At 36.9% G+C, this 26,183-nt stretch carries 26 protein-coding genes; 2 read left to right on the forward strand and 24 right to left on the reverse strand.

What is annotated here, in order from left to right; translation table 11 throughout:
- Window positions 1–186: 186 nt before the first annotated feature.
- The gene (locus ACEPXD_RS18530) at window positions 187–660 is read right to left on the reverse strand and encodes a GNAT family N-acetyltransferase (RefSeq protein WP_391118352.1); all 474 of its coding nucleotides are present in this window, start codon (window positions 658–660) and stop codon (window positions 187–189) included.
- Between the two features lie 569 nt (window positions 661–1,229).
- Between ACEPXD_RS18530 and ACEPXD_RS18535 the strand changes: the two genes are divergently transcribed.
- The gene (locus tag ACEPXD_RS18535; protein ID WP_391118354.1) at window positions 1,230–1,643 is read left to right on the forward strand and encodes a hypothetical protein; all 414 of its coding nucleotides are present in this window, start codon (window positions 1,230–1,232) and stop codon (window positions 1,641–1,643) included.
- A gap of 160 nt (window positions 1,644–1,803) precedes the next feature.
- Here the strand turns inward: ACEPXD_RS18535 and ACEPXD_RS18540 are convergent, their stop codons facing one another.
- On the reverse strand, window positions 1,804–3,183 hold the full coding sequence (locus ACEPXD_RS18540; RefSeq protein ID WP_391118356.1) for an NAD(P)-binding domain-containing protein: 1,380 nt from the start codon (window positions 3,181–3,183) through the stop codon (window positions 1,804–1,806).
- A 98-nt stretch (window positions 3,184–3,281) separates the two neighbouring features.
- A complete protein-coding gene (locus ACEPXD_RS18545; RefSeq protein WP_391118358.1) occupies window positions 3,282–3,728 on the reverse strand; it encodes a MarR family winged helix-turn-helix transcriptional regulator in 447 nt (148 codons plus the stop codon).
- Window positions 3,729–3,825: 97 nt separating this feature from the next.
- Between ACEPXD_RS18545 and ACEPXD_RS18550 the strand changes: the two genes are divergently transcribed.
- Window positions 3,826–4,329: a GNAT family N-acetyltransferase gene (locus tag ACEPXD_RS18550; RefSeq protein ID WP_391118360.1), complete on the forward strand. Its 504-nt coding sequence runs from the start codon at window positions 3,826–3,828 to the stop codon at window positions 4,327–4,329.
- Between the two features lie 100 nt (window positions 4,330–4,429).
- Here ACEPXD_RS18550 and arsC read toward each other — a convergent pair whose 3' ends face one another.
- From arsC to ACEPXD_RS18655, 21 genes are all read right to left on the reverse strand, one after another.
- On the reverse strand, window positions 4,430–4,849 hold the full coding sequence (gene arsC / locus ACEPXD_RS18555) for an arsenate reductase (thioredoxin) (RefSeq protein WP_391118363.1): 420 nt from the start codon (window positions 4,847–4,849) through the stop codon (window positions 4,430–4,432).
- A 17-nt stretch (window positions 4,850–4,866) separates the two neighbouring features.
- Window positions 4,867–6,177 carry an arsenic transporter gene (locus ACEPXD_RS18560; protein ID WP_391118365.1) on the reverse strand — a complete coding sequence of 437 codons (1,311 nt, stop codon included), beginning with the start codon at window positions 6,175–6,177 and terminating at the stop codon, window positions 4,867–4,869.
- Window positions 6,178–6,522 carry an ArsR/SmtB family transcription factor gene (locus ACEPXD_RS18565; RefSeq protein WP_391123375.1) on the reverse strand — a complete coding sequence of 115 codons (345 nt, stop codon included), beginning with the start codon at window positions 6,520–6,522 and terminating at the stop codon, window positions 6,178–6,180.
- Window positions 6,523–6,795: 273 nt separating this feature from the next.
- The gene (gene glmS, locus ACEPXD_RS18570; RefSeq protein WP_391123378.1) at window positions 6,796–8,598 is read right to left on the reverse strand and encodes a glutamine--fructose-6-phosphate transaminase (isomerizing); all 1,803 of its coding nucleotides are present in this window, start codon (window positions 8,596–8,598) and stop codon (window positions 6,796–6,798) included.
- Between the two features lie 446 nt (window positions 8,599–9,044).
- The gene (locus ACEPXD_RS18575; protein ID WP_391118367.1) at window positions 9,045–9,572 is read right to left on the reverse strand and encodes a chromate transporter; all 528 of its coding nucleotides are present in this window, start codon (window positions 9,570–9,572) and stop codon (window positions 9,045–9,047) included.
- On the reverse strand, window positions 9,569–10,147 hold the full coding sequence (locus ACEPXD_RS18580) for a chromate transporter (protein ID WP_391123381.1): 579 nt from the start codon (window positions 10,145–10,147) through the stop codon (window positions 9,569–9,571). Before ACEPXD_RS18580 ends, ACEPXD_RS18575 begins: the two co-directional genes overlap by 4 nt.
- 11 nt (window positions 10,148–10,158) lie before the next feature.
- Window positions 10,159–11,763, reverse strand: a complete 1,605-nt coding sequence (locus ACEPXD_RS18585) for a gamma-glutamyltransferase family protein (RefSeq protein WP_391118370.1) — start codon at window positions 11,761–11,763, stop codon at window positions 10,159–10,161.
- Between the two features lie 34 nt (window positions 11,764–11,797).
- Complete coding sequence (locus ACEPXD_RS18590) at window positions 11,798–12,799, reverse strand: ABC transporter ATP-binding protein (protein WP_391118372.1); 1,002 nt, start codon at window positions 12,797–12,799, stop codon at window positions 11,798–11,800.
- Entirely contained in the window at window positions 12,774–13,778 is a 1,005-nt protein-coding gene (locus ACEPXD_RS18595; protein WP_391123384.1) for an ABC transporter ATP-binding protein, read from the reverse strand. The genes ACEPXD_RS18590 and ACEPXD_RS18595 overlap by 26 nt, the downstream gene beginning before the upstream one ends.
- A gap of 8 nt (window positions 13,779–13,786) precedes the next feature.
- Window positions 13,787–15,343: an ABC transporter substrate-binding protein gene (locus tag ACEPXD_RS18600; RefSeq protein ID WP_391118374.1), complete on the reverse strand. Its 1,557-nt coding sequence runs from the start codon at window positions 15,341–15,343 to the stop codon at window positions 13,787–13,789.
- 23 nt (window positions 15,344–15,366) lie between these two features.
- Window positions 15,367–16,263 carry an ABC transporter permease gene (locus tag ACEPXD_RS18605; protein ID WP_391118376.1) on the reverse strand — a complete coding sequence of 299 codons (897 nt, stop codon included), beginning with the start codon at window positions 16,261–16,263 and terminating at the stop codon, window positions 15,367–15,369.
- A 16-nt stretch (window positions 16,264–16,279) separates the two neighbouring features.
- Entirely contained in the window at window positions 16,280–17,221 is a 942-nt protein-coding gene (nikB, locus tag ACEPXD_RS18610) for a nickel ABC transporter permease (RefSeq protein ID WP_391118378.1), read from the reverse strand.
- 314 nt (window positions 17,222–17,535) lie between these two features.
- Entirely contained in the window at window positions 17,536–17,985 is a 450-nt protein-coding gene (locus tag ACEPXD_RS18615) for an Lrp/AsnC family transcriptional regulator (RefSeq protein WP_391118380.1), read from the reverse strand.
- Between the two features lie 498 nt (window positions 17,986–18,483).
- On the reverse strand, window positions 18,484–19,449 hold the full coding sequence (locus ACEPXD_RS18620; RefSeq protein WP_391118381.1) for a quinone oxidoreductase family protein: 966 nt from the start codon (window positions 19,447–19,449) through the stop codon (window positions 18,484–18,486).
- 186 nt (window positions 19,450–19,635) lie between these two features.
- A complete protein-coding gene (gene glmM / locus ACEPXD_RS18625; protein ID WP_391118383.1) occupies window positions 19,636–20,988 on the reverse strand; it encodes a phosphoglucosamine mutase in 1,353 nt (450 codons plus the stop codon).
- Between the two features lie 37 nt (window positions 20,989–21,025).
- Entirely contained in the window at window positions 21,026–22,288 is a 1,263-nt protein-coding gene (locus ACEPXD_RS18630) for a YbbR-like domain-containing protein (protein ID WP_391118385.1), read from the reverse strand.
- Window positions 22,281–23,117: a diadenylate cyclase CdaA gene (gene cdaA, locus ACEPXD_RS18635; RefSeq protein ID WP_391118387.1), complete on the reverse strand. Its 837-nt coding sequence runs from the start codon at window positions 23,115–23,117 to the stop codon at window positions 22,281–22,283. Before cdaA ends, ACEPXD_RS18630 begins: the two co-directional genes overlap by 8 nt.
- Window positions 23,118–23,232: 115 nt before the next feature.
- Complete coding sequence (locus tag ACEPXD_RS18640; protein ID WP_391118389.1) at window positions 23,233–23,865, reverse strand: zf-HC2 domain-containing protein; 633 nt, start codon at window positions 23,863–23,865, stop codon at window positions 23,233–23,235.
- Between the two features lie 12 nt (window positions 23,866–23,877).
- Window positions 23,878–24,453 carry an RNA polymerase sigma factor SigW gene (gene sigW, locus ACEPXD_RS18645; protein WP_391118391.1) on the reverse strand — a complete coding sequence of 192 codons (576 nt, stop codon included), beginning with the start codon at window positions 24,451–24,453 and terminating at the stop codon, window positions 23,878–23,880.
- Window positions 24,454–24,613: 160 nt separating this feature from the next.
- Entirely contained in the window at window positions 24,614–25,519 is a 906-nt protein-coding gene (gene rocF / locus ACEPXD_RS18650; protein WP_391118393.1) for an arginase, read from the reverse strand.
- 70 nt (window positions 25,520–25,589) lie between these two features.
- Window positions 25,590–26,171, reverse strand: coding sequence for a GNAT family N-acetyltransferase (locus ACEPXD_RS18655; RefSeq protein ID WP_391118395.1), 582 nt, complete (start codon window positions 26,169–26,171; stop codon window positions 25,590–25,592).
- Between the last annotated feature and the right edge of the window lie 12 nt (window positions 26,172–26,183).

Below are 26,183 nucleotides of genomic sequence, written 5' to 3' on the forward strand. Positions count from 1 at the left end.
TCTCCTTTGTTCATGAGGGATATTTACATTAACCTTTTTAGCACATTTCAGCTTGGGTTGTTTCTTATGGATTGCTAATTTAAACTGCCCGTTAGCTTAATGCCTCATCGATATTCTAATACTTTATTTTCCTCGAACATTTTCTACGTGTGTTATTCCATTAAAGCACCCTACTTTTAGATTTCTTTAATTGAGGGTAAGAATAAACTCCTCCACATCTTCGCCACGTGCATTGGAAAACCCGCTGTCCTCACCAGTAATCGTGAATCCACATTTCTCTAGAACCTTGAGGGATCCAGCATTGTCTTTCGCGGCACGAGCATAAAGGGGGCGAATTGTAACGTAATTTAGAAATTCCCGTAAAGCGTTGGTTGCGATTTCCTTGCCCCAATATTCCTTTCCAATCCAAAAGCTAACCTCTGGTTCTCCGAACTGCTCGAAACGTGAAATATGCCCAACCACTTTATTTTCGACAATGATCGTCTGCTTAATAATATCCTTATCCGTAAGAATTTTGTACCAGTGTGTAGTGAAGCTATCCCAATCACTGGGGTCCTTACTCGTAAAGGCAGCCATATGGTTTGCTTCACTGCTCTGTTGGTGCTTGAAAAAAATAGGAAGGTCATCCCCAATCACATTCCGAAGCATTATGTTACTCATCAAACTCCCCCTTTGTCGTTCACTTTATTTTAGTAAACGTGTGTTCTTTCTTCAATAAATTTTTGGAATACTAAACCCGTTTTATGAACAAAAATATATTCTGATCAAACCACTTTGATTTGCCACTAATAATCCTTTCCCTTATTCTATTAACTGGCCCGATTGCGGAGTAATGCCATGTTATTTTTACCAAAAAAGGCCCTTTAGACAAAGCATATCCAAAGGGGTAAAACTGTGCAACTTTTTTATAAACAGTTAATCTTTTTTATAAACGGTCGAACTTTATTTCAAACCCACACCTTCTTTTTTTGATTTAAGCAACTTTGTAAGTAATCCATACAAATATACCTCCGAAGTCGTTAAAAATGTTTCTCGTGGCTTCTCGTAAGTTATAATAGGTTCTCTATTGAGATTGTGAAGAGTTACACTTAAACTAAAGCACCCGTTAGTTGAACAAGAAAAGTGAAGTTTATTTAACAATCTCGCCCGTTTGATGAAATATATTCCCTTCGATACAAGGATAAACTCCATCATTAAGGGAATTATATCTTTCAAAAGGTGGTGTACTGATGAATAAAATTATATTATCCGCTTTTTCTTTTCTTTTACTCATTTTTAACGGAACAGCCGCAGAAGCAAATCCAAAGACTGAAGCAATACCCCAAAACCGATTCCCAAGTTTAATGGAAAGAGCATTTATGAGGAGCCTTGATGGAACTATCCTTGATATAATGAGTAATTATGGTGATAATCAGTTATTTGAATACGGGAGAATAGAAAAAATATCTGGAAACGATCCATATGATGTCTCGTTAAGGGTCATCGGGTTTGAAGGGGCGCATAACCCACCATATAAATTGATTCGTATGACCATTCGAATACCTGGAGATAAGGGTGCTAATTATAGCGTTTTGTCGTATTCTCATAATCTTATCTCTGACAAAGAATTTGATAAGCTAACTGAATACGCTACATATGATTAGAGTGGCTATCCTAAAAAATTATATGTTTTCCGCAATCTGACCCGATTGTTGAACACGAGTTAAACAGCACTCTTCAACTAACCTGCTACTTTAGTTCAATAAGTTCATCAAAAAGAAGAGTTAATCCTCCTTGGATTAACTCCCCCACAGATTGTTCACCCTAACATTTAGATGTCTCTGTTCTGCAACATGAATGACTAGAACTTTGTGAAACCAAGTTAATACTACATACACCTGTTTCAGGTAAATCTAGTTCTACTTTTTTAGCTGATACAAAGTCACCCGAAAGATAAGCAACAATCGATCTAACTTGTTCATAGCCAGTTGCCATTAAGAATGTTGGAGCTCGACCATAACTCTTCATTCCAACAATATAAAAATCTTTTTCAGGCTGTCTTAATTCCTCTTCACCATGCGGACGTACTGTTCCACAACTATGAAGGTTGGGGTCAATTAATGATGCTAGAGCTTCAACGCTTTCTGTTGCAGTATCTATACTTAGTCTAATTTCTCTTAAAACAGAGAAATCAGGACGGCTTCCTGTATTTGCAATGATTTCATCAACAAGAGGAAGTGTGATTTCTCTTCCATTAGATTCTCCAATTATTCCGATACCATCATTTTTCTTTGTTAGTTGATGGATTAGAAAAGGAGTATGGACTTTTACTCGTCCAATGTCCACTAATTGATGTATGCGACTTCCCAACTCACCTCTTGCCTCAAGAGCGTCTTTTTCTTCACCACCGTATGCATCTGCTACATTTTTCTTTCGCATTATCCATGTAATATCTACTTCATCGTTTAGTTGTGATAATTCTAAAATCGTGTTTATGGCTGAATGACCACCTCCAACAACAGCGATTCTTTTTCCCTTGTATCTTGCTTGATGCTCACCCTGTATATCAGGAATTCCATAATAAATATGTTGTTTTAATTCCTTTTCCTCTTTTGTCCAAATGCTATCAGCATTTATTGGATTTGGATTTGACCAAGTTCCCGTAGCATCAATTACTGCCCTAACTTCTATCTTTTTAGACAGTCCATTTTCCTCAAGATATAAAACAAAGGGTGATTTATCTCGATTTAAAGTTTTCATTTTATCTAAACCTTTTTTACTTATGGAATTAACTTTTGTATTCAGTAGTAGAAAAGGTTTTATTTCAGGTAGCTTTGATAAAGGCAACAAGTATTCTTCTATTAGCTCACTACCTAAAGGTAATTTTTTCAATGATGGAGAAGTCCACCCATGCTTTTCTAGAAGTCCCTTTGCAACTTTATCGATGTTGTATTGCCACGGTGAAAATAATCTTACATGAGCCCAGTTTAATATATTACTTCCTACACTATCACCTGACTCTAAAATTAAAAATCGTTCACCAATATCTGCTAGATGTGCAGCCGCTGCTAATCCTACTGGACCAGCACCAATGATTGCAATAGGCAATTCCTTGTTTGTTACCGATTCATCTTGGTTAATTGAATTTGTATTGGGTCCACAACATCCTCTAACGTTAATTTGTTTCAATTCAATGTTATTCATCCTCTTACCTCCATAAAATTAGTGTTATTAGCAAAATAAACGAAAAAAGATTGCATTATGCAAGTATTATGCGTTTTTTTAAGCAAGATTTAACTTGCTTAAAGTAGAGGGGTACAACAAACACTTGATTTTGACATTGCTTGGTTTAATAGTTTTATAGAACGAATAACTGTTTCTATTTCAAATTCGTTCATATGCGAGAATACTTCCTCTAAATAAGCATTCATCGACTGGTCAATGGTAGTAGCAACGAATTTCCCTTGTACCGTTAAGGATAAAATATACACCCTTTTGTCTTTAGAAGAAGGTGTTTTGTTTACTAATTCCATTTTAATGAGCGTCTGCACTTGTCTGCTAAAAGTCGTTATATCCATTGCGATTGTTTCCGCAATTTGTTGCATAGATGGTGATGTTTGTTTATCAATTTCATAAAGAATGTGACTTTGCACAGATGATATATCCATAGATCCAATTGAACAACAATTTTTATTTAGAAGTCCAAACCTACGAGTAAGCACTTGAAATAGTTCACGTTTGTTTTCCATGTCATCACCTCTTATATTATTTATACTCTTTTTAATTGCACTTTGCAACTATTTGGTTTAACATTTCATTAAATACTTTATATCAGGGGGAATGAGTATGGTTTATATGATTAGAAAAGCTAAAAAAGATGATTGGGAACAAATTAAAAGTATATATGAAAATGGGATAGCCAGTGGCTTAGCTACATTCGAAACCAAATCACCGCACACGTATGAACAATGGATGTTAAAAGCAAATAGTGAATGCATGCTAATTGTACATGATGAACAGTATATATTAGGTTGGTGCAAACTTACTTCAATATCTGATCGTTTAGCTTATTCTGGCGTGGGAGAAGTCAGTATCTATGTGCATCCCACAGCACATGGGAAAGGAGTCGGTGATTTACTCTTGAAAAATTTGATTCATCTATCAGAAGAACAAGGATTTTGGACTTTACAGGCTTCCATGTTTCCTGAAAATAATCGTAGCCTATACTTGCATAAGAAAAATGGGTTTAGAGAAGTGGGGATACGAAAGAAAATAGGAAAGTTAAATGGGAAATGGAGAGATAATGTTTTATTAGAAAGAAGAAGTAGTTTAGTCGGATTAGATCAATAAATTTTCAATCTACAAGCCAAATACCGAAGATAACACTTAAAAACGCGTATCCTATGTTTTCTAGGATACGCGTTTTAGAATATTCTTTATTCTGAGTGAATTATTCACCTGTCTCAGCAAAATGCTTAATTCGTTCCCCAATTTCATCACAAATTCGTTGAAAGGTAGCCCATTTCTCTTCATCAGTTCCTTGAGCTTTTGCAGGGTCATCAAATCCCCAATGATCCCGTTTTACATGAGGGGGAGTCATTGGACATTTATCCGCAGCATCACCACATAATGTAACGACAAAATCTGCATTATTCAATGTATTCATATCAATAACATCTGAAGTTTGAGTAGAAATATCAATACCAGCTTCTTTCATTGCTTTGACAGCATTAGGATTTAAACCATGTGCTTCAATTCCAGCGCTCTGAATTACCCACTCATTACTTAAATATTTTTTTCCCCAACCTTCTGCCATTTGGCTTCTGCATGAGTTTCCTGTACATAAAAAGTAAATTATTTTTTTAGTCATTATTAAGTAATCTCCTTTTAGAAAAATAGTAATGAAACATATAGACCTAATAAAGTAATGAATAGGATAGGAATTGTTAGAACAATACCAGTTTTAAAATAGATTCCCCACGAAATTTTTACCCCTTTCTGAGATAAAACATGAAGCCATACCAACGTTGCAAGGGAACCGATTGGAGTAATTTTTGGTCCTAAATCGGAACCAATGACATTGGCGTAAACAAGTGCTTCACGAATAGTACCAGAAGTATTTGTTTCTGCTATGGCTAATGCGTCAATCATTACGGTTGGCATATTATTCATTAGGGAAGATAAGAAAGCTGCAATGAAGCCCATCGACATAGTAGCGATGAATAGCCCTTGCTCGGCAGCTACTTTGATTACACCAGCCAGTACACTTGTAAGACCCGCATTCCCCAACCCATAAACAACTACATACATCCCAATCGAGAAAAACACAATATTCCATGGAGCTCCTTTTATAACTGTTTTTGTATCAACAGCCTTACTTCTTCTTGCCATTGCAATAAAGAAGATTGCTATAATTCCTGCAACTATCGAAACGGGTATATTTATGAATTCGCTTGTAAAATAACCAATAAGTAAAATAGCAAGAACATACCATGACAGATGGAACATTTTTATATCTCTAATCGCTTCTTTTGGTTCTCTTAGTTTCGTTAAATCAAATGTTCTTGGTATACTTTTTCTAAAATAGAATAATAGAATACCGATAGTTGCTATTAATGAAAATATATTAGGAATGATCATTCTTGAAGCGTATTCAACAAAGCCTATTCCAAAGAAATCTGCTGATACAATGTTAACAAGGTTACTTACCACGAAAGGTAGCGAAGTTGTATCCGCGATAAAACCACTCGCCATAATAAAGGGGAAGATCATCTTTTCTTTGAAATTTAAATTACGAACCATGGCTAAGACAATAGGTGTCAAAATTAAAGCCGCCCCATCATTGGCAAAAAAGGCAGCGACAGTGGCTCCTAAAACACTGACATAAACGAACATTTTAATACCGCTACTTTTTGCAGCACTTGCCATATGTAAGGCAGCCCATTCAAATAAACCAATTTCATCTAAAATTAAAGAAATCAAGATTATCGCGATAAATGATAATGTTGCATTCCAAGTGATGTCTACAACTTCTATCACATCCCCGAAATCGACTACCCCTACCAATAACGCAATAATAGCTCCTCCGCAAGCTGACCAACCGATGTTCAAACCTTTTGGCTGCCAAATGACAAAGATAAGCGTTACGATAAAAATCAATGCTGCTAAAATGACTTGTGACAAAATACTAACCTCCATTTACTCACATGAAATACGTAATCCCTGCTGTTCTAATTCTTGTAGTTGAAAATCTTGGTTTGGAAGATGATGAATTATACTCTGGATGAGTTGATGCACATCACTTTCATTATTTAATGAATAGATAATCCATTGCCCTTTTCTTGTTTCCCGCACCAATCCAGCGTCTTTTAACTTTCTTATGTGTTGACTTATAGCGGGTTGACTTACTTTGAATACTTCAACAAATTCACAAACGCAATAATCATGCGAATCCAACATTTTAATCATTGTTAGTCTTGTTTTGTCACCCAAGAGCTTCAGAATTGTTGCAGCTTTTTCTATTTCGATTGTTGATAACACTATAATATACCTCCTCATTCACTATATAACCATTTGCTTATATACTAATTTACTTATATATAATTTGCAACTTTATTTTATTGTTATGTTGGTTTCCTACTTTTTTGTCATTTAGCAAGTAATGAAATATTTATAGTCTCTCTTTTAATTATTAAAAAAATCCCAAACCAATTGGGTTTGGGATTTTTGAAATATCTTTTATATCAGTACCCGACTTTGTTGTCCAGTACCCGACTTTGTTGTCATTCAACACATTTATCGCAAATTTAACATTTTTTATTCCACTGTTACCGACTTCGCCAAGTTTCTTGGTTTATCCACGTCACAGCCTCTATGCAATGCTGCGTAATAGCTGATTAGTTGTAATGGAATTACTGCTACTAGCGGAGCGAATAGCTCGTGTACTTTTGGAAGTACGAAGCGATCGCCTTCTTCTTCATGACCTTCCATAGCAATGATGCATGGGTTTGCGCCACGTGCTACTACTTCTTTTACGTTTCCACGAATGTTCAGGCTCACTGCTTGTTGAGTGGCAAGAGCGAAAATCGGTGTACCGTCTTCGATTAGAGCGATTGTACCGTGTTTTAGTTCTCCGCCTGCAAAGCCTTCTGCTTGAATATATGAAATTTCTTTTAGTTTTAGAGCACCTTCTAGACTTACGTAGAAGTCGATGTTGCGTCCGATGAAGAATGCATTTCTAGTTGTTGCTAAAAATTCTGTTGCGATTTGTTCCATTTCTTCTTTGGAATCCACGATTGCTTGCACCGCATTTGCTGCAATCCCTAGTTCTTTGACTACATCAAAGGCTAGTGTTTTCCCTTGAGACTGTGCGTATACAGAAGCTGATACCATTAATACTGCAACTTGAGCAACATAAGCTTTTGTAGATGCAACTGCAATTTCAGGACCAGCATGAAGTAATAATGTATGATCTGCTTCTCGAGAAAGTGTTGACCCTGGTACGTTTGTCATTGTAATCGTTGGGTAACCTTTTTCTTTTATTTTCACAAGTACTTGTCTGCTATCTGCAGTTTCACCTGATTGTGTTAGGAACATAAATAATGGTTTCTCTGATAGAAGTGGCATGTTGTAGCCAAATTCACTAGAAATATGCACTTCTACTGGAATACCAGCAATTTTTTCGAAGTATTCTTTACCGATCAATCCACCATGATAGCTTGTTCCTGCTGCAATAATATATAAACGGTCTGCATCATGAAGTGCATCTAAAATAGCTTGATCAATTGTAAGCTCACCTTGTTCATTTTGGTATGCTTGAATTATTTTACGGATTACAGCAGGTTGTTCATCCATTTCTTTAAGCATATAGTGAGGATATGTTCCTTTTTCAATATCACTCATATCAAGTTCCGCTTTGTATGAAGCACGTTTTACTTTTGTTCCATCTAGTTTTTGAATTTCAACAGAATCTTTTTGAACGATTACGATTTCTTGGTCATGAAGCTCTACATACTGCTCCGTAACTTGTAGCATCGCCATAGCGTCTGAAGCTACAACATTAAATCCATCACCAATTCCTACTAATAGTGGTGATTTATTTTTCGCTACATAAATCGTATTTTTATCTTCTTTGTCTAGTAGAGCAAGTGCATACGATCCGTGAATGAGATGTAATGTTTTTCTAAGAGCATCTACTGTAGAAAGACCGTCTTGTGAGAATTTCTCAATAAGCTGAACAATTACTTCTGTATCCGTGTCAGATGCCATTTCTACATTAGGTAAATACGCTTTTTTCATTAGGTGATAGTTTTCAATAACACCATTATGCACAAGCGTAAAACGTTTTGTTGTACTTTGATGTGGATGTGCGTTTAGTTGGTTTGGAACTCCATGAGTTGCCCAACGCGTATGACCAATTCCAAGCTTCGCATCTACATCTTCATCTACTACGTCACGTAAATCAGCTATACGTCCTTTTTCTTTGAAAACGACTACGCCTTCTTTATTTAACACAGCAATCCCCGCAGAGTCGTATCCACGGTACTCTAATTTTTCTAAACCATTTAACAAAATTTCTTTAACATCTGCTTCTCCAATATATCCTACAATTCCACACATAATCTTATTTCCTCCATTTACATTCATGTCAAAATAAGCTCCCTGCACATTTAGCGCAGTAGCTCATTAAGCTAAGAATGCCTTCTTTTCCCCTCTGTCATACAATCACTCGTATGGTTTATGAAAAAGAATAACAACCGGGCAAATACGGTCGGGAGGCATCCGCCGAAAGTTCGATAACCTCCACCTCGTCTGCTGAAGATACATTTCCGTCCAATTTCTTCAGCTCTGGCGCTATAATTGTTTTCCTGTTTTTACGCGTTTCTTGTCCCTCCATTTCTACGCGTTTGCTGTAATGTTAGTTCATACAAGAGGTATGACAACTTAAAATCAGCATCTCTATCATACTTAAATTAAATTCCATAGTCAATTAAGTACTCCTACTATAAATGCAATAACAATACAATTTGCTACACAAAAAGAGCCACATATCCGTGGCTCTTCGTTTAACCGGTAATCGCACCATATATTAAAGCTAATAAAATGACAAATGCGGGATGAACTTTGAACTTAACTAATAATAGCAAGCTTGCAGCTATTAGTATGATTGAACTCCACATCCCCAATCCTATAACTGATTCTTGCGCAAACTGGATGGTCATAAAGCCTAGTAAAACGGCTATAATCGGTCGAATAAACTTCGATAAGTTTTTTACTTCCGGAGAATCTTTATACTTTAATAAGATGGCCATCATACCGATCATTAATATTAAAGCGGGAGCTATAGTGGCAAACATTGCGATGAAGGAACCTAATATACCACCCTCCGTGTAACCAATATAACCTGCCATTTTCGTAGCAATTGGTCCAGGTAGTGAGTTTCCAATAGCTACTACTTCGCTGAATTCTTGTGTTGTCATCCAGCCATATTTCCCAACTACTTCATGTTCCACTAATGGTATGGAGGCTGGACCTCCTCCATAGCCTAGTATATTCGGAATAAAAAAGGCTAGAAATATACGCCAATAGATCATATTTTCTTCCTCCTTTTAAGTAAGGGGGCGAACACAAGAACTATGCACGCTAAAATTACAATGGCAGGATGAATATGTAGAACTTCTATTAATACAGTTGAAAGAACTATTAACAATAATGCCTTCAACCAACCAAGAGATTCTCCTGATTTCTTTATAAAGTCCCACGTTAATTGACCAAGCAATACCGCTACTACTGGTATTACGGCGATAGACATATTTTGCACTTTCGGAATATCCTTATACTTTTGTATTAATCCCAATAATAAAATCATCATTAATACAGTCGGAATTACGGATACAATAATTGCATTTAAACAACCCCATATACCCGCTATTCGGTAACCGATATACCCTGCCATTTTTGTGTTAATTGGTCCAGGCAACGTATTTGCAAGAGCAAGAGTGTCTCCAAATTCATCTTCATTCATCCAGCCATATTTTTTTACAACCTCTTGATGAACGAGTGGTATAGAAGATGGACCCCCTCCGAATCCAAGAATCCCTGAACGGAAAAAGGCTATACTTATATCCCTATGAAGAACATGACCTGGACGCCCGGATTTGTTCTTCATTGCAATACTTTTTACCAAACCGCTATAGCTCCATCCGTTCGAGATTCAGTTCCGCCTTGAAGTACACCCGTCTCCGCATTTCTCCAAATAATTTGTCCACGTCCAAAACTTCCGGTATCTGGCGCAATATGAATGTCATGACCTTTCCTTACTAAACTTTGTACAAGATAGTTTGGAAATTCGGGTTCGACATGCACAGTTTTCCCGTTTATCCATTGCCATCTTGGCATATCAAGCGCCGCTTGTGGGTTTATTAAATAATCGACCGTGTTCGTAACTATTTGGAAATGGCCTTGAGGTTGCATATATCCGCCCATTACGCCAAATGGTCCAACTGCTTGACCATCTTTGGTTAGGAATCCGGGAATAATCGTATTATATGATCGTTTACCCGGTTTGATAAAGTTTGGATGAGACTCATCTAGTGAAAAATCATGTCCACGATTTTGCAATGCAATTCCTGTACCTGGTACAACGACACCTGAGCCAAATCCCATATAATTACTTTGGATGTAAGAAACCATGTTTCCTTCTTCGTCAGCCGTAGCCAAATAAACAGTGCCACCTTTAGGTAATTCATATGGTTTAGGATAGCTTGCTTCCTCTTCAATAGTTGCTGCACGTTCTTTCGCGTATTCTTCTGAAAGTAACCGCTCCACGCTTACTGGCATTTCTTCAAGCTCTGTAATGAAAGCTTTTCCGTCTGTAAATGCTAATTTCATTGCTTCGATTTGTTGGTGAATTGTATTCGCGCTTTGCCATTCCGGTTTTGCGAGCTCCTTAAACACATTTAGTGCCATGAGTGCTATCATTCCTTGCCCATTTGGTGGTATTTCCCACACGTCATAGCCACGATAATTCGTCGAAACTGGCTCAACCCATTCAGGTTTATAGGTCGCTAAATCTTCTTTTGATAAATAACCGTTATGCTGTTTCATAAAAGTATCTATTTTATTTGCAATTTCCCCTTCATAGAAATCACGAGCATTCGTTTCACCAATTGCACGTAATGTTTTCGCATGATCAGGTGAAGACCATATTTCTCCGATTTCTGGAGCCTTTCCATTAGGTGCAAATGTCTCGAACCAAGATGTAAATTCTTCCGAGGTACAGTTCTCTTTAAACTTTCTATACGCCATTTTCCAGTACTTACCGAGAATCGGTGTTAAAGGATAACCTTCTTCCGCGTATCGAATTGCGGGCATTAGAACGTCTTTAAGTGGTAGTTTTCCAAACTTTTCCGATAACTCTGCCCATGCCGCTGGAACTCCAGGTACAGTTATCGGAATGACACCGTATACCGGCATCTTTTCGTGTCCTTTTTGTTTAATTTTATTTGCAGAAATCGACCTTGGTGCTGGTCCCGATGCATTTAACCCATGAAGCTTGTCTTTTGTCCAAACTAAAGCAAATGCATCTCCACCTATTCCATTTGACGTAGGTTCTACTACTGTAAGCGCCGCTGCAGTAGCAATTGCCGCGTCAATAGCATTCCCTCCTTTTTGAAGGATTTCTAGCCCTGCTTGAGCTGCCAATGGTTGCGATGTTGCAACCATTCCTTTTTTAGCGAATATGGTATGCCGTTTCGCTGCAAACGGGTGATGTAAGTAATCCATGATGTTCCCCCTCGTATTCTTTTCATATACTACTTTAAATGTTTGTTCCTGCAAAATGACACGCTGCAAAATGACCTTCTGCCACTTGTTCCCAACTAGGTTTTTTACTTCTACATATTTCCTGAGCAATAGGACATCTTGTATGAAACGGACATCCTGAAGGTGGATTTGCTGGGTTTGGTAAATCCCCTTGTAATCTAATTCGATTTTTATTTGCATGAACAGATGGACGCGGAATTGCCGACAATAATGCTTGGGTATACGGATGAATTGGATTAGCGAATAAATCCTCCACAGTAGCAAGCTCAACCGTATTCCCTAAATACATAACTAAAACACGATCACAAAAATATCGAACAACACCTAAATCATGCGATATAAATAAATACGATAATTGATACTTCTCTTGTAATAGCTTTAGTAATTTCAAAACTTGCGCTTGGACTGATACGTCTAATGCAGATACCGCTTCATCGCAGATGACGAATGAAGGATTTAATGCAATAGCTCTAGCAATACCGATACGTTGTCTTTGACCACCACTAAATTCATGCGGATAGCGTTCATAATGCTCTTCCTTCAATCCCACTTCGTTTAGTAGATCTATAACTGCGGCTCGTTTTTCTTTTTGAGACATATTCGTATGCATTGTAAACACTTCTTCTAAAGCATGGCCAATTCGTTGTCTAGGGTCTAACGAAGCAAAAGGATCCTGAAAAATCATCTGCATTTCTTTTACAAACTTCAATTTTTCTTTTCTTTTCAAATCTTGTATTTCTTGATTTTGAAAAATGATTTTACCTTCTGTTAAATCTTCCAATCCTAGAATTGCGCGCCCTAAAGTCGATTTTCCACAGCCCGATTCTCCTACTACCCCTAAGCTTTCTCCTTCATATAGCTTAAGCGAGACTTCTTCAACTGCTTTCACATGCCCTTGTACACGTTTTAATACTCCACCTTTAATCGGAAAGTACTTTTTTACTCCTTTTAATTCTAAGAGGATTTTCCGATCAGTTTTGGACGACAAAGTTACCACCTTGAATTTCCCCCTCTCCATGTAACCAACAACTTACAATATGTCCATGGCCTGTACTAAATTCTGGTGGAGCTATCTCACGGCATTTATCTGTAGCAAATTTGCAGCGAGGATGAAATCTACATCCATTAATTTTTTCTTGAAGACTAGGAAGTGACCCTGGTATAGGTTCTAATTCAAAATCAGGATCGTCTACGTTAGGAACTGAATTTAATAACCCTATTGTATAAGGGTGCTTTGGGTTATCAAATATGTCTGCCACTAACCCCTCTTCTACTTTTTTCCCGGCGTACATAACCATTACTCGATCTGCTACCTCTGCAACAACACCCATATCATGTGTAATTAACATAACGCCCATGTTGAGATTATCTTTTAATTCATTTATCAGGTCTAAGATTTGAGCTTGAATAGTTACATCCAGCGCTGTTGTTGGTTCGTCTGCTATTAATAGCCCAGGATTACAGGCAAGTGCTATTGCAATCATTACACGTTGTCTCATTCCACCACTGAGTTCATGTGGATACTGATTCATACGTTTTTCCGGATAAGGAATACCTACTTGCACCAATAATTCTATCCCTTGTTTTGTGGCTTTACTTTTGCTTAACTTATGATGAATCATTAGAGGCTCACGTAACTGATATCCCACTGTCAAAACTGGATTTAACGCTGTCATTGGCTCTTGGAAAATCATTGAGATTTTTGTGCCACGCATTTTTCTCATCTCTTCGTAAGGTAAGTTGTGTATTTCCTTTCCTTCGTATCTGATTTCCCCAGCCGCAATCCTTCCATTACTCGGAAGTAGACCGATAACCGATAAAGATGTAATACTTTTGCCACAACCAGACTCACCCACGATACACAACGTCTCGCCTTTCGCAATAGAAAAGGAGACATCTCGCACTGCTTGGACGTCCCCATCCGCAGTGCGAAATTCAGTAACTAAATGATTCACTTCCAGTAATGTCTCCCGCATCATCTAACCTACTTTCCAGTAATATTTTTTAAGTACCACTTACCATTAGGGTCTAATTCTAGCCCTGTATAAGCTTTATCTAGTGCCGCTGTAACCATTCCATGATACATTACTACTACTGCATTATCTTCAATCATCATTTTGTTCGCTTTGTCCAAAATTGTTTTTCGTTCATCTTGATCGATTGCTGTTCGAGATTCTACAACTAATTTATCAAATGCTGGATTGCTATATTGAGCACGGTTTGAAGAACCTACATTATCGCTATGGAAGTTTGGATATAACAACTCAGATCCATCTCCTGTTACATTTGACCAACTTAAGAAAGTAAGATCATAATCGCCTGCACGAGCAGTATCTAAGAATGTAGCCCATTCCATTGATTCAATTTGTACATTGAATCCCGCTTCCGTTAATTGAGCCTGGACTATTTCAGCCATTAAAGTAAAGTTAGAGCGATTTGCAGTTAATAATTTTATCGGTTTATTTCCATACCCATTTTTCTTCACTAACGATTTTGCTTTTTCTAAATCATAAGGAGTACCTGCTTTATCTTCTGATGAATCATATCCGAAAACTTTCGGCCCAATAACACTATCACTACGAACTCCTAGTCCGTTTAATTTAGAAACAAATGCATCACGATCCATTGCTGATGCTACTGCTTCACGGAATTCAGGGTCTTTATTTATTTCTCTTAAATGATTAAATGCTAAGTAGTAAACTGGTGAACCATCTATTTTCTCGATATCTACATTATCCAGTGATTCTAGACGTTTCATTTGTTCTGTTGGTAAGTTATCAATAAATTGAACTTCTCCTGTTTGTAGCATGGAAATTGCAGTTGATATTTCTGGTACTACTTTATAAACTACTTTCTTTAACTCAGGTGCACCACCCCAATACTCTTCATTTGCTTCTAGTACAATTTGATCCCCTGGCGTCCAACTTACAAATTTAAATGGACCTGTACCTACTGGTTCTTTCATTAAGTCTTGTTTTTGATCTGCTGTAGGACTAACGATGGCAGCATTCGTATGTGAAAGAGATGCTAAAAATGCACCATAAGGATATTTAGTTTTGATTTCCACTGTATACTCATCTAAAACATTAATTGTGTCTACCGGTTCTAGTAATGATGCACGAGGTGCAGCTGTTGCAGGATCGCGCAATTTATCAAAAGTATATTTCACAGCCTCCGCATTAAAAGGCGTTCCATCGTGGAACTTGATTCCTTCTTTTAATTTAATTACCCAAGTGTTTTCATCTGGTGTTTCATATGACTCCGCTAATTTAGGTTCAAATTCCATCGTTTCTACATTTCGTTGAAATAATTGTTCATACACTTGTTCAGTGATATTAGCTGATGGTGAGTCATTCATTAAAATAGGAGATAATCCTACTGCATCCGAAGTGGAAGCATAAGTAAAAGTTTTATTATTTACTGGAGTTTCACTAGTGGAATCCCCCGTTTTTTTTGGTGCAGATGCAGATTCATTACTTGAACATGCAGCTAATACGATTGACACGATAAATAAAACAACTAATAACAAATTCTTTTTCATTTCTTTTCCCCCTATTATAAGTTTTATTGGATATCCATATTTGGATCTAACGCATCTCTTAATCCATCTCCTACAACATTAAAAGCAAAAACAGTTATCATAATCGCTATCCCTGGAACAATTGTTAAATGTGGAGATGTCCACATATAATTTTGACCTTGAGAAATCATTGCACCCCATTCCGGCGAAGGAGGTTGGGCACCTAAACCTAAATAACTCAATGAGGCAGTAGAAAGTATTGCTGTACCCATTCGCATTGTTGCAAACACAATTATTGGTGCAAAAGCATTTGGCAATATGTGACGTACCATAATTCTAAAGTCAGAAGCCCCTAAAGACCTTAAAGCCATGATGTACTCCTTTTGTTTAATGGAGAGAACTGAACCCCGAACAATACGAGCACAACTCGGTATTGACCATACACTTATCGCAATCACCACGTTCACAAGGCTTGTCCCTAGAATCGCAATAATTAGCATAGCCAATAGAATTCCTGGGAATGAGAATAATAAATCTACAATCCTCATAATAATTCCATCTAGTTTTTTATAATAACCACCAAGTAAACCAAGGATAATTCCACCAAGTAATCCTAAACCAACTGCTGTAAATCCTACGATTAATGAGATTCTGGAACCATATACAATACGTGACCATACATCTCTGCCATAATTATCAGTTCCTAACCAATGACCATCTGAAAACATAGGTAGTTCACTGGCTACTAGATTCTGTTTTACTGGGTCATATGTAGCTAATAAAGGAGCAAACAATGCCATAAATACCAAGCCAAAGATAATTACAATGCCTATTACAGACAATTTATTTTTTAATAGTCTCTTTATCGTAGTGATATATACCTTTTCTCTTTTCTTACTCACGGATGTTTTTACTTCTGTTGTTAATACCGCATTTGTCATGGGAAACCTCCTTTCATCAGTCATAAGTAATTCTTGGATCAATAAACGTGTATACAATATCCACAACTAGATTTACGACTACGAACAACGTAGCTACTAATAATACCGAAGCTTGTACCATTGGAAAATCTCTCATTGCTATAGCATCTACCATTAGTCGGCCAACGCCATTAATAGCAAAAACTTTTTCAGTAATGATTGTTCCACCTAGTAAAGCACCAAAATTAACTCCGATAACGGTTATTACTGGTATCATTGCATTTTTTAAAGTATGTACCCAAATAACTTTACGCTCCCTGACTCCTTTTGCACGAGCGGTCCTTACATAATCCGCTTTAACAACTTCAAGAATGGAGGACCTTGTCATTCTTGCAATCATGGCTGCAGAACTTGTACCCAAAGTAATTGCCGGGAGAATCATCTGTTTAAATCCTTCAGTTGTATAAAAAGGTGCTGAGAGTCCTCCAACCGGAACCCACTGTAAATTAACTGCAAATACTAATATCAGTAAGGCACCTAACCAAAAGTTTGGAATTGATATTCCAGCGAGTGCAAAAGTAGTAGAAGTTACATCAAGCCAGGAATTATGTTTTAAAGCTGATATTAATCCAGCAATAATTCCAATTATGATGGCTACTACCATACTAGCTATTGCAAGCTTAAGCGTATTAGGAAAACGTATAGCAATTGCTTCTGAAACTGATTGTTTTGATTGATATGAATATCCGAAGTCACCCTGCACCGCATGTTTTAAATATCGGCCATATTGCACAAGAAACGGATCATTCAAACCTAAGTTATCACGGATTGCTTCTAAATCTGTTTCCGTAGCTGTTGGCCCACCTACCATAGTTGCAGGATCACCTGGTGCAATGTACATGGATGAAAACACCAAAAATGAAATACCTAACAGCAAAAATAAAAGTTGTATTCCTCTCCGTACAATTAAAGCAATCATACACCCACCCTACCCTTACGAATGTTAATCAAATTTTATATTTCAATTAACAAATGTTTATTATTTGTTAATTGTGATTATAATACAAGAAAAAATAAAAATCTATAGGAATATTCAAATAAATATAATTATTTTGTTTTTTTTATACTTTATGAATAAATAAAATTTAATTTAATTACGTTTTGTATTTTATATAATCATTTATCAGGCTTTTTGTTTCTATTTAGAAACATCTTTCCGCAAACACTTTCAATCATTTCGATAATGAAAATAAAAAAAGACATTCCCCATAGGAATGCCTTCATTCATGAAATTTATAATTTCAAACCACTACGACTTTTAAATCTTCTAAGTAAAATATGGCTCTCAACTCGTGTAATACCTTCTAATGCATATAACTCTTCATTTATAAATTTTTCGAGATTTAGAAAATCATCTACCAATACATGCATATGTAAAGTTGAAGGTCCCGTCATTTGATAACAACTAGCTACATTTGGATTGTCCGCCAGGTTTTGAGCAACCTCTACAAGTGAAGAAGGCTCACAATCTACTTCAAAGAACCCCGAAACGTTTTTACCTACTTTTTCTGAATTAATCACAACCGTGAATCTTTCAATTATACCTTCATTTTGCAACTGATGTACTCGTTCTCTAACTGCAACCCTTGATAAGTTTAGTTCTTTACCAATATCAACATAAGACAAACGACCATTTTCTATTAACAATTCCAAAATACGTTTATCGGTAGTATCCAAACTCATATAATCCCCACTTTCTCCCATGTATAGATATTATACGAAACTACATTAACTATGGGAAGTAAAAATACAACTTACGAGACAGGATGTAGACAATTTAGGTTTATTTTTTTCAATTAGTTAAATATCGGTATAATTTGATATAAGATTAACTATACGACTTAATTATTTTGCTATACGAAAAGTACTAGAGAATATTTTTTCGAAGCTTCTCACACTGACTGACGTAATAAATGGTATCCAATTATCTAATTGTCAAAAATTATACCAATTGATCTAAGGTATTGTCATTTTCTATTTTTTATCTAACAATTTCACGATTTCCCTGTTGAATATAGGTAAATCACCAAGTGTTAACTTGTTACAAGTTGATTTCCATTACAAATACTTCTTCGTCATAATAAGTAGCTCCGACATTTTTTAAATCGACCTTTGCTTACTTATATCCTGTTGCGTCTCGAACTTTTAATGTCTTCGCAGTAATAAGAAGCTTAATAACAGTTAAGGAATCAAAAGGATTTTCCCAACGCTTTTTCTACTTTCCAACAGACGATGCGCCTCTGCTCCATCCTGTAACGAAAAAGTAGTAGGCTCTTTCAGCTTTATTTCCCCTTCTAAAATCCAATCAAATAATTGTTTGGATCGTTTTTTTCTTTCTTCTAAAGAAGTTAGTACATTCCAAAGGTCTCCACCTGTTAAGGTTTTAGACGTGTCCATTAGCATACGTGGATCAACAAGTGCCGGATCCCCACCAGACATTCCATAAAACACTACGGTACCACCTATTCTTGTCACGTCAAAACTGTCTGCTAATGTAGAACCTACAGACTCATAAACAGCATCTACTCCAACACCGCTAGTTACTTTCTTCACTTCATTTATCCAATTATCCGTGTATAGAAAAACATGATCTGCTCCAACTGAATAAGCTGCTTCAGACTTTTCCAATGAAGATGTTAGTCCAATCACTTTCGCACCAAGCAGTTTTCCGATTTGAATAAGATTTTGTCCAACACCGCCAGCTGCAGCATGGACGAGTATCGTATCTCCAGCGCTCACTTTGTAGCTATCGCTAGTTAAGTATTGCGCTGTTAACCCTTGTAATAAAACAGATGCTGCAATTTCAAATGATAAATCATTTGGTAAAGGAATTGCCTTTTCCATCGGAACTGCGACTAATTCAGCATTTGCAAATGGAACATCCGCAAACGCAATACGATCTCCTACCTTCCAATCCGTTGCGTCAACTCCTACTTGCTCAACTATACCTGAGCCCTCATATCCCAAAATAAAAGGCGGATTACCGGCTAAATGATAGTTCCCTTTTCTTCTGTAAATATCAGCAAAATTTAATCCAATTGCCTTCGTCCTAACCAATACTTCATTTTCCTTGATGATTGGTTTAGCAATATCTTTATATTGAAGTACTTCTGGTCCACCAAACGTTTCAAAAATAAGTGCTTTCACTTTACTACACCTCTTCTACTGAAATATATGATTTATCGTATACAATCTTTGTATGAAGCACAATGAATTTGCCTTATTAAGAAAATCAGCAAACGACTTATAATTGCTTCTTGTTTTCAACATTCCCATGCTTTCTCATTTTCTAAAACAAAAAATCCAGCACAAGGCTGGATTTTTATCAATTCTTTATTCAGCTAAACCCATCTCTGCTATTACCACTTCGACGATTCGGTTTACATAGTTTTCACATTCTTCTTCGGTTGCTGCTTCTACCATGACACGTACAAGCGGCTCTGTGCCAGATGGTCTTACAAGAACACGACCGTTGCCTGCCATTTCTGCTTCTACTTCACTTATAATTGCGGCTACTTTTTCATTTTGCGTTACTGCGTGCTTATCAGTTACACGCACATTTATTAGTTTTTGAGGATAAATGGTCATTTCGGAAGCTAGATCCGAAAGTTTTTTCCCTGATATTTTCATAATATTCACGAGCTGTAAGCCAGTCAATAAGCCGTCTCCGGTTGTATTGTAGTCTAAGAATACGATATGTCCCGACTGTTCTCCACCTAGATTGTAGCCATTCTTTTTCATTTCTTCTACTACATAACGATCTCCGACTGCTGTTTTTACACTTGTCATTTCATGTGTCTCTAATGCTTTATAGAAACCCATATTACTCATGACTGTAGATACTACCGTGCTATTATTTAATCTGCCTTGAGCGTTTAAATATTTGGCACAAATATACATAATTTGATCACCATCTACGATATTACCTTTTTCATCTACAGCAATTAGTCGATCCCCATCGCCATCAAAAGCAAGTCCTACATGGGCACCTTTATCTAAAACAAATTTTGCTAACTCTTCTGGATGTGTTGAACCAACGCCATCATTAATATTCAATCCATTCGGAGATGCTCCCATTGTAGATAAATCAGCATCTAAATCAGCAAAAACATGTGTTGCTAAGGAAGATGTTGCACCGTTCGCACAATCTAAGGCAACATGAATTCCTACGAACTCTTCATCTAATGTTTGTTTCAAGTATTGAATATATTTTTGTCCACCTTCAAAATAATCGGATACAGACCCTACACCTGCTCCTGTTGGACGTGGAAGCTCATCAACTTCAGCATCTATTAAAAGTTCAATTTCTTCTTCTTGTTTATCCGAAAGTTTAAAGCCATCGGAACCAAAGAATTTGATACCGTTATCTGCCACGGGATTATGAGAAGCTGAAATCATAACGCCAGCATCAGCACTCATCACTCTTGTTAAATAAGCAACACCTGGCGTACTAATTACACCTAGGCGCATTACTTCTACTCCTACGGAAAGAAGTCCTGCAACGAGCGCTCCTTCTAACATATGACCAGATACACGAGTATCACGACCTATTAAAACTTTTGCGCGATTCTCTGCACCCTTCGTTAAAATGTAGCCGCCAACTCGACCTAACTTAAAAGCAAGTTCCGGTGTTAGTTCTGTGTTTGCTACTCCTCTTACACCATCTGTTCCAAAGTATTTTCCCATTTAATCTTCTCTCCTTAAAAACCTGTTGTCCTGCGTATTAAACTTCTTTTATTGTTAATTTTACCTCAGACGCAGACATTTCCCATACAACGTTTGAAGGGGCATCCATTTTTATCGGTAACGAATTTTCCCCTATTTCTGCATTTTGAGCCTCTACATATAGCGCAATATTACTGCTAGTTATTTTATCTAATGCTTCAGGAGTCCCTTTGGCTGTCACGGAAATTATTCCGTCTGTAGGTGTTTGAAAGGTACTTTCTAATTGATCCGGAAGTCCTCGCACTTCCACTGCCACACGATCAAAAGACTTTTCACTCACATCCGAAATAGTATCTTCATCTACTGGCGGTTCCGTTATTGGAGCAGGCGTCACGTCACCGACAATTTTAATCTTGTCTAGAGACATTTTCGTCACACCATCTGGGATCGTTAGTTTCACTTCAAAATCGCCAGCATCTTCTATTTTACTTACATCTACATCTACAATGAACTTCTCTATTTTGTCTAATAATGCCCGTGGACCATATAATCTTATATTTTGGACATTCGTGGATAATTTATTTATCGTGACGCCTTGTTTTGGTGTACCTTTTTCCATTAACGATATAGGTACTTCTTTACTGTATTCTTCCACTTTCACTCTTACTTGTACTGTTTTAGGCTCGATTGAAACATCTAATTTGTTCAAATCTTTGTCTAAAACGCGCACACGTGCTTCTTGTTCAAAGGATTTATTAATCCCTTGTTCTCCTTCAATTGTTGCTTTTACATAGCCTATACTATTTATCACACTTTTTGCACCAGTAATAGTAACTACTTTAGGTTCAACCTCGTAGGACTTCACAATGTGATTTTCTGCCAACAGACTTTCATTCATATCTGGGTCTACACGGAATTCTTGTGATATTCGTTCTTCAATAACCACGTTTACATAAACAGGATTTGTACGAACTTTTAATTTATCTGAAAAATTTTCAGTTGAAATGGCTACTCTATGCTCCCCGATTGCTAACTTTCTTAAGTCTACAAATACTTTGTAGTCCTTCATCACTTTTGCAGATAGTACAAGTGTACTTGGTCCCTCTATATTTACCGAAACAGTTTTTGGCACGCCTGATACAACTAAACTGTCATCATCATAATATACTTCAACCGGAACATCTCGGAGCTCATCCACTGACTTTCCACTAGCATTCATATTCGTATTTTCGATATCGGATTTCACTGAGACAAATAACATGATAGCTAAAACTAACGCAATTATTCGTAAGAACCATGGATTATCCATCATTTTATCCATTCTGTTTCCCCCTCCACAGCCATTTAGAAGAAGTTACTTGTTCCTCGGTTGGTCCAAACCAAAGACGTTGCAAGTGTGCTTCAAATTCTTCCATGGATAGATTTCTATGGAGATCTCCGTTCGACGTTAAGCTTACTGCTCCTGTTTCTTCCGATACAACTATTGTAATGGCATCAGTTACTTCACTTAGCCCAATTGCTGCACGATGTCTCGTTCCAAGCTCTTTAGAGATGAAAGGACTTTCGGACAAAGGTAAATAACACCCCGCGGAAGCCACTTTATTTTTTTGAACGATTACAGCACCATCGTGTAATGGTGTATTTGGAATGAAAATATTAATCATTAATTCGGATGAGATATTCGCATTTAAAGGTATTCCTGTTTCAATATAATCTGTTAAGCCAGTTTCCCGTTCAATGGATATTAGTGCTCCAATACGGCGTTTTGCCATATAGCTCACAGATTTGGTCATAGCCCCTATTAAACGGCTCTGCTCCTCCTCTTCTTGCATCGAACTTCTCGAAAACAGTGCCCCTCTACCTATTTGTTCTAATGCTCTTCTAATTTCTGGTTGAAAAATAATAATAATCGCTAAAAATCCAAAATTAATGACTTGTTCTAGCATCCATCCAAGTGTATCCAAACCTATAAAGTCCGTAACAACTCGAGCTACAACAATGACAAAAATCCCTTTTAATAATTGGACCGCTTTCGTTCCTTTTACAAGGGTTATTATTTTATATATGACAAACCAAACGAATAAAACATCTAAAATGTTTACAATAACGTTTACTGGCATTAAACTCGTAAATTGCTCCATAAACGACATGTGGCATCCCCCACTTTTCATCACAAATCCATACAATGTAAGTATAACATAGATAAGGAATTTTCCGCCTTCTTGAACCAACAAAGTCTATCCAATATTTTGGATAGACTCTTCATTATTTTGTGCTTTCCTCTTTCTCAAAAAACGATATAACCTGTTTGGCACCATCTTTTATATGAAACCATAGCCAGTCAAACACTTCGTTGATTTCCTCTGTTTTACCTGTAATAACTGCTGTAGAAGCCATATATTTAGAACCGTTAATGACGGTTAAATTCCCGTCCAATTCACCATCAATTCGAACATCGCCATTTTTCACTACAAGGTCACCTTTTACAACCTGTCCCTTAGGGATAATGACTGTTTCTCCTTCTACAATAACATTTTCTTGTTTTGTAAAAGAAAATTGTTTCTCTTCATTAAAATTAGTGAATAATGCACTACTCATAAATAATAAGAATAAAGCTGCTGCAGTAAGAATTGGATGACGTCGCAACCATCTACTAACACCAGCATGTGATTTTTCTTTTGGTAGTCTTTCCATAACTGATTTTTTAAAATCAGTTGGTGCCTTTACATGAGCTGCTCCTTTTATAAAGGCAACAACATCACTCAGCTCATGCATATGTTTTTGACAATCAACGCATGACTGCAAATGAGATTTTAGGTCAAGCTCATGTTCACGGCTAATTTCACCATCTAAATATTCATGCATATAGTGAACAATTCGCTCTGGACACGCATTCATCGTGATTACCTCCTATAAAAAGTTGGGCTGTTTACTTAACTGTTTTCTAAGTGCTTCTCTGCCTCTATGAATTCTAGTTTTTACCGTCCCAAGTGGCAATTCTAATATCTCACTTATTTCTTGTAAAGATAATTCTTCCATATATTTCAGTACAATTGCGGAACGGTATTTATCTGGTAATCGCCTTATTTCATATTGAATACGATCTTGCAATTCGAGCTTCATCAATTCTTCTTCTGGAAGTTCTTCCGCCGCGGCGATTTGCGAATACATATTCAGTCCTTCTGTACCTGAAACTTCCGCATCTAAATAATAATCCGGCTTTTTTTTTCTAATGCGATCGATACATAAATTTGTCGCGATTCGGTATAGCCAAGTGGAAAATTTTCTTTTTTGATCAAACGTATGAATGTTTATAAAAGCCCGCACAAAAGCTTCTTGGGCAATGTCTTCTGCCTCGTGACGATTTCCTAGCATACGGAAGCATACTTGAAAAAGTTTATGCTTATACAGGTCCACAATTTCCGCGAATGCGTCTTTGTCCCCTTTTAACACTTGTTTTATTCGTTTGTTTACTAACGCATCCATGGTGATTCCCCTCCGCTCTATGCGGCTGTCTTACCTATACGGATAAAGGTTGCAACAGGTTTCATTTTTTTAATATTATTTTAATTCTATCAAATAATTAGCTCCCTGTGTTGTAAAATGTTGTTAAATAAAAAAGAAAAAGCAGACGAAGTGTCTGCTTTTAAACTAAACTTTCCCCAAACAAAGAGCCCATTAAAGCAACTGCAACGTCTGCCGTCTTATTCTTTTCGTCTAAAATTGGATTAACCTCAACAAATTCTGCAGAAGTGATCAAGTTGGACGCATAAAGCATTTCCATCGCTAAATGGCTTTCACGATAGCTAATTCCACCTGGAACTGGTGTCCCTACACCTGGTGTATAAAGCGGATCGATTCCATCAAGGTCTAATGACAAATGCACTCCATCCACTGAGCGTTCACGAAAATATTCAATCGTTTGGTTCATCACTTCAGTCATGCCTAGTTTATCGATTTCATGCATAGAGAAAACTTTAATTCCTTTTTCCTTAATCAATTCACGCTCACCTGGATCAACTGAACGTGCACCAATAATAATGACGTTTTCTGGTTTAATCTTTGGAGCGTACGAACGAATATTCACTAAGTCATCATGACCCAAACCAAGACTAACCGCTAGAGGCATTCCATGAATATTTCCTGAAGGAGAAGTTTCCGCTGTATTTAAATCTGCATGTGCGTCATACCAAATAACTCCAAGGTTTTCATATCGATCCGCTAAACCTGCAAGTGTTCCAATAGCAATACTATGATCTCCACCAAGTACTAAAGGAAATTGACCTGCTTCTAATACTTCATTTACTTTATTTCCAAGCTTCGTATTGCCATCAATTACATCTTCTAAATTTCGTAAATGCGTATTCGGAGATTGCTCTTTTCTTGTATGACTGATTGCAATGTCTCCCTCGTCTTTTACAGAATGACCTAATGCTTCTATACGTTCTATTACCCCCGCATAACGAATAGCACTAGGGCCCATATCTACACCGCGTCTATTTTGACCAAGATCCATCGGTACACCTATAAGTGAAATGTTTAATTTATTCATTATTTTATACCTCCTTTAGTTAATACATCTATTGTAATACCTAAAGGTCGCTTGGCTCAACCTAACAAATTTATGCATACTTATTCATAAGCTGAACAAGTTTATTTTCTACTTCTTTCCACTCACTATCGATAATTGAATAGACAACTGCATTTCTAACTGTTCCATTTGAACGTATCCGCTCATTCCGTAAAACACCTTCTTTTATTCCACCTATACGCTCTATTGCTCTTTGTGAGTTTACGTTTAGTTCATCTGTTTTAAATTGGACACGTATCATTCCAAGGTTATCAAATGCGTGTTTTAATAGTAGATACTTGCATGTAGTATTCACATGTGTTCGCTGAAACTTTTTACCATAGAAAGTAGAACCAATTTCGCACGCATAATTTAATGGGTCGATGCCATAAATTCGTGTTGTCCCTATGATTTCTTTTGTTTCTGAATTCTCTATTACGAAAGTGAGAGCGGTTTTGGCAACATTCATTTGTTGAATACCAGCTTGTAGCCACTGTTCCAGTTGGTCATAGTTCTCTATTTTACTGAGCATAAATTCAAAAATTTTAGGATCATAAAGCTCCCACAAAGATGGAATATCCGATTCTTCCAATGGGCGTAGCTTCAAATCCCCAAATACTATTGTTTCTGCCAAATCCCAACACCT

This window comes from Psychrobacillus sp. L3 (genome assembly GCF_042945595.1).
GTDB lineage: Bacteria > Bacillota > Bacilli > Bacillales_A > Planococcaceae > Psychrobacillus.